Source organism: Henriciella barbarensis (assembly GCF_003576345.1).
In the GTDB taxonomy this organism is placed as follows: domain Bacteria; phylum Pseudomonadota; class Alphaproteobacteria; order Caulobacterales; family Hyphomonadaceae; genus Henriciella; species Henriciella barbarensis.
In genome coordinates this window covers 60,372-72,380 of record NZ_QWGB01000007.1, presented here as the reverse complement: position 1 = coordinate 72,380, position 12,009 = coordinate 60,372, and the positions used below count along the sequence as shown (strand labels likewise).

Genomic DNA, 12,009 nt, shown 5'->3' with positions numbered 1-12,009 from the left:
AAGAGGATTTCTGACATGGCAATGGATCAAGTTTCGACCGTCCATGACGATCATGCCCACGACCACAAGCCGGGCTTCTTTACCCGCTGGTTCCTGTCCACGAACCACAAGGACATTGGCACCCTGTACCTCGTCTTTGCGATCATCGCGGGCATTGTAGGGTATACCCTGTCTGGCATTATCCGTCTGGAGCTGGCTCAGCCGGGCATTGGTCCGCTCACCAGCCTGATGGAGTTCTTCGGCTACTCTGGCGACCAGGCCATTGAGCACGCCAAGCATTTCTACAACGTCGTGATTACCTATCACGGTCTCATCATGATCTTCTTCATGGTGATGCCAGCGCTCATCGGCGGCTTTGGTAACTGGTTTGTTCCTCTCATGATTGGTGCGCCTGATATGGCGTTCCCACGCATGAATAATATCTCGTTCTGGCTCACCGTGGCAGCTTTCATCATGGCGTGTATTTCCATGCTGATTCCAGGCACCGGCCAGTTCCTCGGCTTTGGTGGTGGCTGGGTGCTTTATCCGCCGCTGTCCAGCGCAACCGGCCACCCTGGTCCTTCGATGGATCTCCTGATCCTGTCGCTGCACACTGCCGGTATCGCGTCCATTCTGGGTGCCATCAATTTTATCGTGACCATCCTGAACATGCGCGCGCCGGGTATGACCCTGCACAAAATGCCATTGTTTGCCTGGTCCATGCTTGTCACGGCGGTCCTGCTGCTGCTTGCTCTGCCTGTTCTGGCTGGCGCGCTGACCATGCTTCTGACCGACCGTAACTTCGGTTCGCAGTTCTTCGACCCGTCCGGGGGCGGCGACCCTATCATGTTCCAGCACCTGTTCTGGTTCTTCGGTCACCCGGAAGTGTACATCATGATCCTGCCGGCCTTCGGCATCATCAGTCACATCGTGTCGACCTTCTCGAACAAACCCGTCTTTGGCTATCTCGGCATGGCGTACGCCATGGTGTCGATTGGCGCGATCGGCTTCATCGTGTGGGCTCACCACATGTATACCGTCGGTATGCCTGCTGACATGAAGGCCTACTTCGTGGCGGCAACCATGGTCATCGCGGTGCCGACCGGCATCAAGATCTTCTCGTGGATCGCGACCATGTGGGGCGGTTCGATCGACTTCGCTGTGCCTATGGTGTGGGCTATTGGCTTCATCTTCTTGTTCACCGTTGGTGGTGTGACGGGTGTGGTGCTCGCAAATGCCGGCATCGACCACATCCTTCACGACACCTATTATGTGGTGGCACACTTCCACTATGTGCTTTCGCTCGGCGCGGTGTTCGGTCTCTTCGCTGGCTGGTACTACTGGTTCGAAAAGATGTTTGGCGTGAAGTACAACAAGACGATTGGTTACGCGCACTTCTGGACAATGTTCGTGGGATCGAACCTTCTCTTCTTCCCGCAGCACTTCCTCGGTCTGAACGGTATGCCGCGTCGCTACATCGACTACGCCGATGCCTTCTCTACCTGGCACTTCTGGTCTTCCATGGGCTACGCGGTGACGTTGGTTGCAACGCTGATCTTCTTTGTCGGCGTAATCGAAGCCGCCGTCCGTCGCCGCAAGGGTGTTGGCAATCCGTGGGGCGAGGGTGCTACAACCCTGGAATGGACGCTTCCTTCGCCGCCACCATTCCACCAGTTCAACGAGCTGCCCGAAGTGAAGCCGCAAGAGCACCACTAAAGGGCCGTCGAACAACTGAAACAAAGCGGCCCTTCGCGTTCAGTGTCGCGAGGGGCCGTTTCCATCTTTATGGAGCAGGCAAATCCGATGTCGCATGTCGAAACAGCTGATATGACCTCTGAGGCGCCTCGTTACGCGACTGCGGGTGACTATGTGCAGCTCATGAAGCCGCGCATCATGATGCTTGTTGTGTTTACAGGACTTGCGGGCCTCGTCAGCGCAGTGGGCGTGACCGGTGTTTCGATCAATCCGCTCATGGCGGCGATCGCCACGCTAGCGATCGCGCTCGGCTCGGGCGCTGCTGGCGCCATCAATATGTGGTACGACGCTGACATCGATGCGATCATGAAGCGGACATCCACCCGCCCGATCCCGTCGGGCGCCGTGCCGCGCGAAGAGGCAATTGCACTCGGCCTCGTCATGAGCGGTGTCTCAGTTTTGCTGATGTGGCTCGCTTCAAATGCAGTCGCGGCGGCGCTTCTCGCGATCTCCATCGCTTATTACGGCTGGTTTTACACGATGCTGCTCAAGCGTCGTACGCCGCAAAACATCGTCATCGGCGGCGCCGCCGGTGCGTTTCCACCTGTTATCGGCTGGGCTGTTGTAACAGGTAGCGCGCCGCTTGACGCGTGGCTTCTCTTTGCGATCATTTTCTTCTGGACGCCGCCTCACTTCTGGGCGCTTAGCTTGCTTGCCCATGGCGAGTACAAGAAAGCTAACGTTCCGATGCTGCCGGTAACCCATGGTGCGGGAACGACCCGCAATCAGATCCTGGTTTATACGCTCCTACTGGCTCCGCTAGCCCTCGCGCCGGTTCTGACAGGACTAGGTGGAGTGATCTATGCGGCCGCGGCAGCGGTCCTTGGTCTCGTTTTCGTCAAACTGGCCGTAGATGTGTGGCGGAGCGATGCTGGTGCAGTGCCGGTGCAGACAGAGGGCGCAAAGGCGGCCAAGCGGCTTTTCGCCTTCTCCATTCTCTATCTTTTCCTGTTGTTTGCAGCACTGATTGTCGAGCATGGATTCGGGGCTTACTTCGTGATGCCGGGGCTTTGATGACCGAAACTCCACGCACCCCACCTCAGCCCGATGAGAGAGCCCGGCAGGCACAGAAGAAACGCAATCTTTGGCTTGCGCTCGCGCTTTTCGGATTCGTTATTCTCGTCGGCGTGACGACGATTGTACGCCTTGCCGATTCAGAGCTCGGCCCCGATGTGGGCTTCTACTGGAGTAATCCTCCTCAAGACAACAGCCGCTCCATGCCGGACCTGCCCGCGGGTGATGAAAGCCAGTCAGAAGAGGGACGTAATAAATGAATAATCGGACACTCGCTCTTGGATTTGGCGCAGCGGCACTTGGAATGCTCGGCCTAGCCTTCGCCTCGAAGCCTCTCTACGACACCTTCTGCCGCGTTACAGGGTTTGGCGGCACCACCCAGGTTGCTGAGGCTGCTCCAGAGGAAGTTCTCGATCGCACCGTCAATGTCCGTTTTGATTCCAATGTGATGAATGCGCCTGTGCAATTCAGAGCGCTGCAGACCAGCATGGATGTTCACCTCGGCGAACACGGTCTTGCCTTCTTCGAAGTGACGAACACGTCCGACCGGGACGTGAGCCTGATGGCTTCGTACAATGTCACGCCGCACCGGGCTGGTATCTACTATAACAAGCTGGAATGCTTCTGTTTCGAGGAGCGTATCGTCGAAGCCGGCGAAACCAAGAAGCTGCCAGTCGTGTATTTCGTCTCTCCGGAGATGGATGCAGACTCCAATCTTGCAGATGTGCGGACAATTACATTGTCCTATACCTTCTATGAGACAGACAATTTTCGAGGTGCGGCGAAATCGGCGGCACTTAACTAGACGGTTGCGACTCCGATAGCCTGCGGGCTAAAAGGCGCGAATAAATTGATGGACGATAGGGATTCCGGGCAATGGCACATGATGAAGTGAAACATGACTATCACCTCGTGAACCCATCTCCCTGGCCGCTGCTGGGGTCGATGGCTATGGTTGTGCTGGCGATCGGCGCTGTCACCTACATGAAGGGCATGTTTGGCATCCCTGAAGGTTCGCCATGGCTCATGCTGATTGGCCTCGGTTTTGTTGGCTATGTGATGTTCGGGTGGTGGCGTGAAGTTATCAAAGAGAGCCGGGCTGGCGACCATACGCCCGTCGTCTCCATTGGTCTGAAATATGGCATGGTGCTTTTCATTGCGTCGGAGATCATGTTCTTCGTCGCGTGGTTCTGGAGTTTTTTCGAGTTTGCCATTTTCCATGGGGCCCGCGTTGGTGATTCTTTCGACGCCGCGAACCCGCTTTACGCTGAAGCGCTACAAGCCGTTGGCGGTCAGTGGCCACCAGCAGGCGTAGAGCTGTTTGATCCCTTCCACCTGCCGCTCATGAACACGCTGGTCCTGCTTCTATCGGGCACGACTGTCACCGCAGCGCACCACGCTCTTCAGCATGGCAACCGCAAGACAGCGATCAATATGCTCGCAATTACGGTTCTGCTTGGTATCTTCTTTACGGGTCTCCAAATCCTCGAATACTCCCATGCCGGCTTTAGTTTCGACGGCACGATCTATGGGTCCGCCTTCTTCATGGCGACCGGCTTCCATGGTGCGCACGTCGTTATCGGCACAATCTTCTTGGCAGTGTGTCTCATTCGTCTGATGACGGGCGGCATGTCTGAGAAGAAGCATCTCGGCTTTGAATTTGCGGCCTGGTATTGGCACTTCGTTGACGTGGTGTGGCTGTTCCTCTTCGCATTCGTCTACGTCATTCCTTACCTGGTGCTCGGCCATTAGGAGGCTGACTTGGTTGAAAGCGTATCACCGATAAGAGCCGGGCTCGCCTGTCGACGCCCGGCTTACGGTGAGGCGATGGCCTGGACGGCGAACTCGTTTGCTCAGCAGTCGAAACGCGCCATTGGAAACTTCAGTTGGTCTGCTTTCGACGGGCCCTGCCTATGACCTTCAGACCGATGCCGCTTCTGACCGTGCTTACCATCGCTAGCCTGGTCATTCTCGTCCTCCTCGGCAACTGGCAGTACGCACGCTACAGCGAGAAGAAAGCGCAGGGCCAGGTCGAAAACGACCCCTTCGAGACGATAAGTGTCGAGGTTGACACGTCGAATACCGGTTTTGCGCAGCAGGTGTATGGGATTGTTGACGGCGAAGCGATCTGGCGGCGCTATGTACCCGGGCGTATTGATGGTGACGGAGCGGTTATCCTGCTTCTGTGGGACGCCGTTGCGGGAACAGATCCTGTGCCGCTCAAGATTTCCGGTCTTGGCGACTTCGTAGGTCGGGCCAATGCGTTTGAACGACCGGCTCAGACAAACGGCCTTGCGGGTTCGAGCAATCCCCAGCGAGATCTCTGGTATGGCTTTAACGCCGCTGCGATGCTGAACAATCTTGGCTATTCGCAGGAGGATGGCAACGTCGTCGAGCCGGACAGGATGCGCGTTGTGCTTGGCGTTGACATTTCACGTTCGCGGACAACTGAAAATCCCTATGCGACGCTTACCGGGCGGGACCCATTGCCGCCTGAACGTCACTTCGGTTATGCGCTCACCTGGTGGGGAATGGCGATTGGCCTCATCGGTGTCTACATCGCCTTCCATCGCTCGCAGGGGCGGCTGAAGTTCGGAGGCAGTTCGTGAAATTCACATCCACTCGTGGTCAGGCAGAACCGGTCGGCTTTGTGGACGCCTGTCTGTCCGGACTGGCGCCCGATGGCGGTCTCTACGTACCAGAAAGCTGGCCTTCTATTGAGCGGGCAACCGCCAATGAGAGCTACGTTTCTGTGGCTTGCCGGGTGATCGCGGCATTCGCCGGCGACGAACTTCCAAAGAAAACTATCGAAGGCATTTGTGAGCGGGCTTATTCAAGCTTTTCTCACAAGAGCGTTGCGCCTCTCGTCCAGTGGGGCGCGAACCGCTTCATCATGGAGCTACATCACGGCCCTACATTGGCGTTCAAGGATGTCGCCATGCAGTTGATCGCCCAGCTGTTTGATGAAGTTCTCTCTGCGCGTGGCCAACGAATGAGTGTCACCTGCGCGACATCGGGCGATACGGGCGGAGCAGCGGCTGCAGCCTTTGCAGGTGCCTCACAGGTCGACCTCTTCATTCTGCACCCATACGAGCGCGTCTCTCCGGTTCAGCGCCTCTTCATGACAACGACCGGCGCCGACAATGTGCACAACATCGCGATCGACGACGACTTTGATGTCTGCCAGGCTTTTGTGAAATCCTTGTTCGCAGACCGTGATTTCGTGAACGAAACGTACCTCTCGGGCGTAAACTCAATCAACTGGGCGCGGATTGCCGCGCAAGCTGTATATTATGCGACAACGCAGGCAGCGCTAGGGGATGACCGCTCGCTTCGGTTCATCGTGCCCAGCGGCAATATGGGGGACGCCCTTGCAGGCTATGTCGCGGCCCGCTGCGGCCTGCTAGCTGGTTTCGAAGCGGTATGCGCCGTCAATGAAAACGACACGCTGCGCGTTCTATTCGAAGAAGGACGGATGCTTCGCCGACCCGCGCTGGCAACGCCAAGCCCAGCTATGGATATTTCGGTGCCGAGCAATTTCGAACGCCTCGTCTATGAAGTAAGTGGGCGCGACCCCGAGCTCGTTCGTGGACTCTATGAAAGCTTTGCCCAGTCGGGATCGGTCGATTTGCCGAATCGTATCTCCGGGCCACTTGGCTGCAGTGGCCTCTCGGCGGCAGCTGTTTCCGATAGCGAGACCCTGGAAGAAATGAACCGGGTTCATGACGAGACAGGTTGGTTGATCTGTCCGCACACCGCGGTTGGCACCAGTGTTGCGCGACGCGAGCCCGTCGGCGGTGATATCGCGGATGTAGTTCTAGCAACCGCGCACCCGGCCAAGTTTCCTGAAACCGTCAAGGAAGCCGTTGGCAGGTCATGCCCATTACCTGATCGCGTTGCCGGTCTTGCGGACCGCGCAGAGCAATTTGAACGTCTCCCATCCGAAGTCTCGGACGTACGCAAGTACATCCTGGAAAATCGCCGGAACTGACGCTCGCCAGCGTACGCGAATGAGGCTAGGTTTCGTTCGATGTTGTCGGCCGATCCTCTCACCTTAGGCGAATGGTCTTGGGATGCGCAGTCCTCGCGCCTCGCAATTCATGTCGATGCGTCTGCCGGATATCAGGAGATAGACGGGGTTTGGACGCTCCAGTCTGTTTCAAAAGTGCTCGCAGGCCTCAGTCACCAAAGGCTACATCAGCTTTTTTCGGGTCAGCCAACAGCGTATGGACCGATTTCCTGTCGCCTGAAGCTATCAACTGGAAAGTCGCTCACATTGACTGGTGATTTCGCGGCTGATGGCTCGGCGTCGGGAGTATTGATGCGCCGCAGCGATGCAGAAGAATGGCTGGCCGACCCCTCCGGCGCTGAGCTCGAAGCCGCTTTCCAGCCGATCGTGTCGCTTCAAACGGGAGAGATAGGGGGCTTCGAAGCGCTCGCGCGGTGGCCACGCGCGGGTATTGGACACCCCTACAGTCCTGAAGATCGAGGCCTTGCAACCTCGATGTTGATGCGGGCCAGCGAAGCGCTGTCGTCATGGATAAGACATAGCGGCCGATGTGACCTCTTTGTGAACGTCAACGTCACAGCTCCCGATCTCGCCGAAGAATCCCTGGTCGCTTTGGTGGGCGACCTGATCGCGGGTCATGACTTCTCTCCTGGACAGTTGAGAATTGAATTGACTGAACAGGCAGCCCTTCGTGATCCGGAAACGGTGCTGCAAACGGTCGAGGCGTTAAAAGAGGCTGGGGCAGGCGTGGTCCTCGACGATTTCGGGACCGGGCACTCATCGTTTGAGTGGCTGGAAGCGCTGCCTGCCGATGGCCTCAAGGTTGATGCCGACTTGATAAAGAAGCTTGAGCGGCAGCGTATGCAGATAATCCTGAAGTCTGTCACTGGTCTCGCGCATGAGCTTGGTCTGGGCACTACGGCAGAAGGTGTCGAGGACCTGGGAACGGTCAGTCTATTGAGATCACTTGGATTCGATTTCGTTCAGGGGTTTGCCTTCTCACGGCCGCTTCCAGCGCTGCAAGCTGGAAAACTCTTGAAAGCCTAGCGGATCAGGCGTTGCCGCCAGCACTGTGCAGCCGAGCCACGTCGATGCCGATGAGCTGTAGCGCCGTTGTCCACTTAGAATCGTGCCCCGGGCCAAAGACGAGGTCCGGAATCGGTTCGCTGACGATCCATGCGTTTTCCGCGATTTCGTTCTCAAGCTGGCCTGCGCCCCAGCCGGAATAACCGAGTGCCATGACGGATTCTCGCGGTGCCTCATCCGACGCGATTGCCACAAGTGCATCGCGCGTCGCGGTCAGGCAGAAATCATGATTGATGGCGAGCGTTGCGCCCTCACAGTGGAAGTCATCTGTGTGAACGACGAAACCACGATCAGTACCAACGGGACCACCATTCAGCACGGCGCTGTCAGGGATTTTGATATCCTGCTCAATGCCGAGCTGCGATAGCAGCTGGGGCAGGGTGAGATCATCAATTGGCTTGTTAAGGACGATGCCCATCGCATATTCAGGTTCGTGCGCGCAGACGAGCACGACTGACCGTGAAAATCGCGAGTCGCCGATAGAGGGCATGGCAATAAGTAGCTTGCCAGTCAGATCGCTCATCATGAACTGGTCACCTTTTCTTGTAAGAAAGCTGGCGCAAGGCTGATGATTTATCAAGGCTCGATTGAAAGCTTGCCCGCACCTGCGTAAGAAGCGGGCAGTTTCGCAAGGAGAAATTCAATGACGATCAAGCAAGGCGACAAACTTCCGGACGCGGTCCTCATGGAAATGACGGGCAATGGTCCAGAACCCCGCAAGACTGATGACATCTTCAAGGGAAAGACCGTCGCACTCTTCGCAGTACCAGGTGCTTTCACGCCAACCTGCTCCGCCAAACATCTACCGGGCTTTGTTGAAAAGTCCGAAGAACTCCACGGCAAAGGCGTCGATGATATTGTCTGCACGTCAGTCAACGACGTCTTCGTGATGAATGCTTGGGGCGACTCAGCGAAAGCAGGTGCTAAAGTCCGTATGCTGGCTGACGGCAACGGTGCCTTCGCGAAAGCCATGGGCCTCGAGATGGACGCCAGCGGCTTCGGCATGGGTGAGCGGTCGAAGCGCTATTCCATGCTGGTCAAGGATGGTGTCGTTGAGCAGCTTAATGTCGAAGATGGCGGCGAGTTCAAGGTATCGTCGGCGGACTACCTTCTCGGCCAGCTCTAGGCAGACTTTTCGGTCAGCAAGTTTGCTGACTCGACCTATAAACGGCGCATGCCCGGGCGGTGTGCGCCGTTTTTCAATTGAGTATTATTGAAAAACGATGAATTCTCCCCGATATTAGTCCTAGGTTAAGGAGGAGAACCTGGATGGAACCATCTGTCATCGTTGTCATCGTTATTGCCGCCGTTGCACTCATTGTGCTGGTTTCGGCCATCAAGGTCGTGCCGCAGGGCTACAATTACACAGTGGAGAATTTCGGGCGGTATACGACCACCTTGTCGCCGGGGCTTCACTTCATCGTGCCATTCTATCAACGCGTCGGCCGCAAGATGAATATGATGGAGAGCGTGCTCGACATTCCAACGCAGGAAGTGATTACCAAGGACAATGCGATGGTGTCCTGCGACGCCGTCGTATTCATTCAGGTGATCAATCCGGTATCTGCGGCTTATGAAGTGAACAACCTGCAGAACGCCATTCAGAATCTGTCGCTGACAAACATTCGCACCGTGGTTGGCTCCATGGATCTCGATCAGGTCCTGTCGAACCGCGACGAGATCAATGCGCGCCTTCTTTCCGTGGTCGATGCTGCGACTAATCCCTGGGGGGTCAAGGTGACGCGAATTGAGATCGCTGACCTGACGCCGCCGGCTGATATTACTGAGGCCATGGCCCGCCAGATGAAGGCGGAGCGTCTGAAGCGCGCGGAAATTCTTACGGCTGAGGGCGACAAGCAGTCGGCTATTCTGAAGGCCGAAGGTGCGAAACAGTCCCAGATTCTGGAAGCTGAGGGCCGCCGCGAGGCTGCGTTCCGCGATGCTGAGGCGCGCGAACGTGAAGCTGAAGCGGAGGCGAAAGCAACTGCCATGGTATCGGAAGCGATTGCCAAGGGCGATGTGAACGCAATCAACTACTTCCTTGGCCAGCAATATGTCATGGCGTTTGAGAAGCTTGCTACGTCACAGAGCAATAAGACCGTCATCATCCCCGCAGAGTTCAGCTCCATACTGGGTACGATTGAAGGCATACGCGGCCTCACCGAAAGCGCAGGAAAGTCGATCGCGTCGAATTCGGGCGGTGCCGTGCCCACTACGCGCCGGCGGGAGGAGTAGTCGTGGCCTCACTCATCGACCTTCTCTGGCCGCTTACCGCATGGCACTGGCTAACCCTCGCGCTTGTTCTGCTCGCCATCGAGACGATGCTCGGCACGTTCGATCTTCTGTGGGTTTCCATAGCTGCCGGCGCGACGGCTTTATTTTCGGCATTCGCCATCATTGGCAGCCATAGCTGGCAGGGGCAGTTTCTGTTCTTTGCGGTCGCCGCTAATGGGCTAGTCGTTCTCGGCAGGACCGTTTTCGCGGACATGCGCTCAAAGATTGCAGAGCATCCAACGTTGAACCGGCTCATGAGCCGTACGATTGGTCAGCGCGCCGCCGTGATTTCAACCTTCGCAAATGGTCAGGGCAGGGTGCGCCTCGGCGACACCGAATGGCCCGCCGAAACGACTGACGGTAGCAATCCTGAAACGGGCGCATCCGTCGTCGTCGATGGTACAGAAGGCAACGGGCTTAAAGTGACGCCTGCCAGTTCCTAGGCACTAAAAAAGATCGCCTTGCGGTGGCTCCTTAGCGGGCTTCGCAGGTGCGGTAGACGGCGCTTTCGGTTTTGGTGCGGCGACCTCGGTCCTTCTGGCCGGCCCGGCATCGCTTTCAGCCACGTTGGCGCCAACAGTGCCGTCATGCAGCGTAATGCTAAGGTGGTCGCCTGCCGATATCGCTTTTGAGGATCGCAAGATTGTGTCTTTGGCGTCTCGAACAACGGCGAAGCCTCTCGCAAGCGTTGCTTGATAAGAGAGTGCTTCCAGCAAATTCGCCCCAGCCGAGAGCCGTTGCTTGCGCGTATCGATCAGACGTTCAAGCGCTGGCCGCGCGCGTTTGGCTGTGTCCAGAAGGCGGCGACGCGCATCACGGGCATCCTTGCTGAGCGGATCGGTGCGAAGACGGCTACCCGTCCGAGCGAGCTCGATATGCTTCGACTTGATCGCACCGGAGAGCCCCCCGCGCAGGCCAGCGTCGAGATAGTCCAGGCTCTGGCGTTTCTGAGCGATGAGGGTTTCGAGCCTGGGAAGGCGCGACGCACGAAGCCGGTCGGCGTCGTGGCGTACCCGACGTGAAAGCGCGCGTGTCAGGCTTTGCGCTCTCTCATCAATCGCCATCATCAAATCGGCGCGAACGGGCACGGCGATCTCGGCCGCGCCAGTAGGTGTCGGTGCGCGCGCATCCGACACGAAATCGATCAGCGTGGTGTCAGTCTCGTGACCCACAGCCGAGATGAGCGGTATCGCGCTTTCGAAAGCTGAACGCACGACATTTTCTTCATTGAAAGGCCAAAGATCCTCGATAGATCCACCGCCGCGCCCGACGATGAGTACATCTGGGCGGTCGCTCTCGGGCATCGCATTAAAGCCGCGAATGCCTGCTTCAATCTGAGCTGCGGCACGGTCGCCCTGCACCAGAGCTGGCCACAAAATGACGCGGACGGGAAAGCGTTCGCGGATGCGGTGAAGAATGTCGCGAATAACGGCGCCAGTCGGGCTGGTTACCACGCCAACTGTTCTCGGCAGGAAGGGCAGGGGCTTCTTGTGCCGGTCGTCGAACAGGCCTGCTGCCGCGAGCTTCTTCTTGCGCTCTTCCAGTAATGCCATGAGTGCACCAGCACCTGCTGGTCGCATGAAATCGGCTATGAGCTGGTAGTTGGACCGGCCCGCATAGATCGACAGCCGTCCCTCTGCGACGACTTCAAGGCCTTCTTCCGGTTTAAATGGAAGGCGCTGGACCGAGCCTTTCCACATCACCGAATTGAGGACGGCTTTGTCATCCTTAATATCAGCGTACATGTGACCAGACCGGGCAATCGTGACGCGTCCGAGTTCGCCTCTGACGCGAACGTGGTCGTAAGTCGTCTCAATTGTGCGTTTGAGCGCTCCAGCAAGTTCAGAGACAGATAGCTCAACGACGTTTGATGGGGGTGGTTCGCTCACGCG

General features: G+C 57.3%; 13 protein-coding genes. 11 read left to right on the top strand and 2 right to left on the bottom strand.

Annotation, left to right across the window (positions count from 1 at the left end):
* Positions 1 to 15: 15 nt before the first annotated feature.
* From ctaD to D1224_RS11200, 8 genes are all read left to right on the top strand, one after another.
* Positions 16 to 1,695 carry a cytochrome c oxidase subunit I gene (gene ctaD / locus D1224_RS11235; RefSeq protein WP_233350518.1) on the top strand — a complete coding sequence of 560 codons (1,680 nt, stop codon included), beginning with the start codon at positions 16 to 18 and terminating at the stop codon, positions 1,693 to 1,695.
* Positions 1,696 to 1,782: 87 nt separating this feature from the next.
* Positions 1,783 to 2,748: a heme o synthase gene (cyoE, locus tag D1224_RS11230; protein ID WP_119380051.1), complete on the top strand. Its 966-nt coding sequence runs from the start codon at positions 1,783 to 1,785 to the stop codon at positions 2,746 to 2,748.
* Positions 2,748 to 3,008, top strand: a complete 261-nt coding sequence (locus tag D1224_RS11225; protein WP_119380050.1) for a hypothetical protein — start codon at positions 2,748 to 2,750, stop codon at positions 3,006 to 3,008. The genes cyoE and D1224_RS11225 overlap by 1 nt, the downstream gene beginning before the upstream one ends.
* On the top strand, positions 3,005 to 3,553 hold the full coding sequence (locus tag D1224_RS11220; protein WP_119380049.1) for a cytochrome c oxidase assembly protein: 549 nt from the start codon (positions 3,005 to 3,007) through the stop codon (positions 3,551 to 3,553). Before D1224_RS11225 ends, D1224_RS11220 begins: the two co-directional genes overlap by 4 nt.
* Before the next feature lie 71 nt (positions 3,554 to 3,624).
* Positions 3,625 to 4,500, top strand: a complete 876-nt coding sequence (locus D1224_RS11215; protein WP_119380048.1) for a cytochrome c oxidase subunit 3 — start codon at positions 3,625 to 3,627, stop codon at positions 4,498 to 4,500.
* A gap of 161 nt (positions 4,501 to 4,661) precedes the next feature.
* Complete coding sequence (locus tag D1224_RS11210) at positions 4,662 to 5,357, top strand: SURF1 family cytochrome oxidase biogenesis protein (protein ID WP_119380047.1); 696 nt, start codon at positions 4,662 to 4,664, stop codon at positions 5,355 to 5,357.
* Positions 5,354 to 6,739 carry a threonine synthase gene (gene thrC, locus D1224_RS11205; protein ID WP_119380046.1) on the top strand — a complete coding sequence of 462 codons (1,386 nt, stop codon included), beginning with the start codon at positions 5,354 to 5,356 and terminating at the stop codon, positions 6,737 to 6,739. The genes D1224_RS11210 and thrC overlap by 4 nt, the downstream gene beginning before the upstream one ends.
* 330 nt (positions 6,740 to 7,069) lie before the next feature.
* On the top strand, positions 7,070 to 7,804 hold the full coding sequence (locus tag D1224_RS11200) for an EAL domain-containing protein (RefSeq protein ID WP_182482262.1): 735 nt from the start codon (positions 7,070 to 7,072) through the stop codon (positions 7,802 to 7,804).
* 4 nt (positions 7,805 to 7,808) lie between these two features.
* Here the strand turns inward: D1224_RS11200 and D1224_RS11195 are convergent, their stop codons facing one another.
* Positions 7,809 to 8,369, bottom strand: coding sequence for a YqgE/AlgH family protein (locus D1224_RS11195; protein WP_119380044.1), 561 nt, complete (start codon positions 8,367 to 8,369; stop codon positions 7,809 to 7,811).
* A gap of 117 nt (positions 8,370 to 8,486) precedes the next feature.
* Here D1224_RS11195 and D1224_RS11190 point away from each other — a divergent pair, with 117 nt between their 5' ends.
* The 3 genes from D1224_RS11190 to D1224_RS11180 all read left to right on the top strand — a co-directional run bounded on the left by D1224_RS11190 (position 8,487) and on the right by D1224_RS11180 (position 10,560).
* Positions 8,487 to 8,969, top strand: a complete 483-nt coding sequence (locus tag D1224_RS11190; RefSeq protein WP_119380043.1) for a peroxiredoxin — start codon at positions 8,487 to 8,489, stop codon at positions 8,967 to 8,969.
* A 143-nt stretch (positions 8,970 to 9,112) separates the two neighbouring features.
* Entirely contained in the window at positions 9,113 to 10,078 is a 966-nt protein-coding gene (locus tag D1224_RS11185; RefSeq protein ID WP_119380042.1) for an SPFH domain-containing protein, read from the top strand.
* A gap of 2 nt (positions 10,079 to 10,080) precedes the next feature.
* Positions 10,081 to 10,560 carry an NfeD family protein gene (locus D1224_RS11180; protein WP_119380041.1) on the top strand — a complete coding sequence of 160 codons (480 nt, stop codon included), beginning with the start codon at positions 10,081 to 10,083 and terminating at the stop codon, positions 10,558 to 10,560.
* 3 nt (positions 10,561 to 10,563) lie between these two features.
* Here the strand turns inward: D1224_RS11180 and xseA are convergent, their stop codons facing one another.
* Positions 10,564 to 12,006, bottom strand: coding sequence for an exodeoxyribonuclease VII large subunit (gene xseA, locus D1224_RS11175; RefSeq protein WP_119380040.1), 1,443 nt, complete (start codon positions 12,004 to 12,006; stop codon positions 10,564 to 10,566).
* Positions 12,007 to 12,009: the final 3 nt, after the last annotated feature.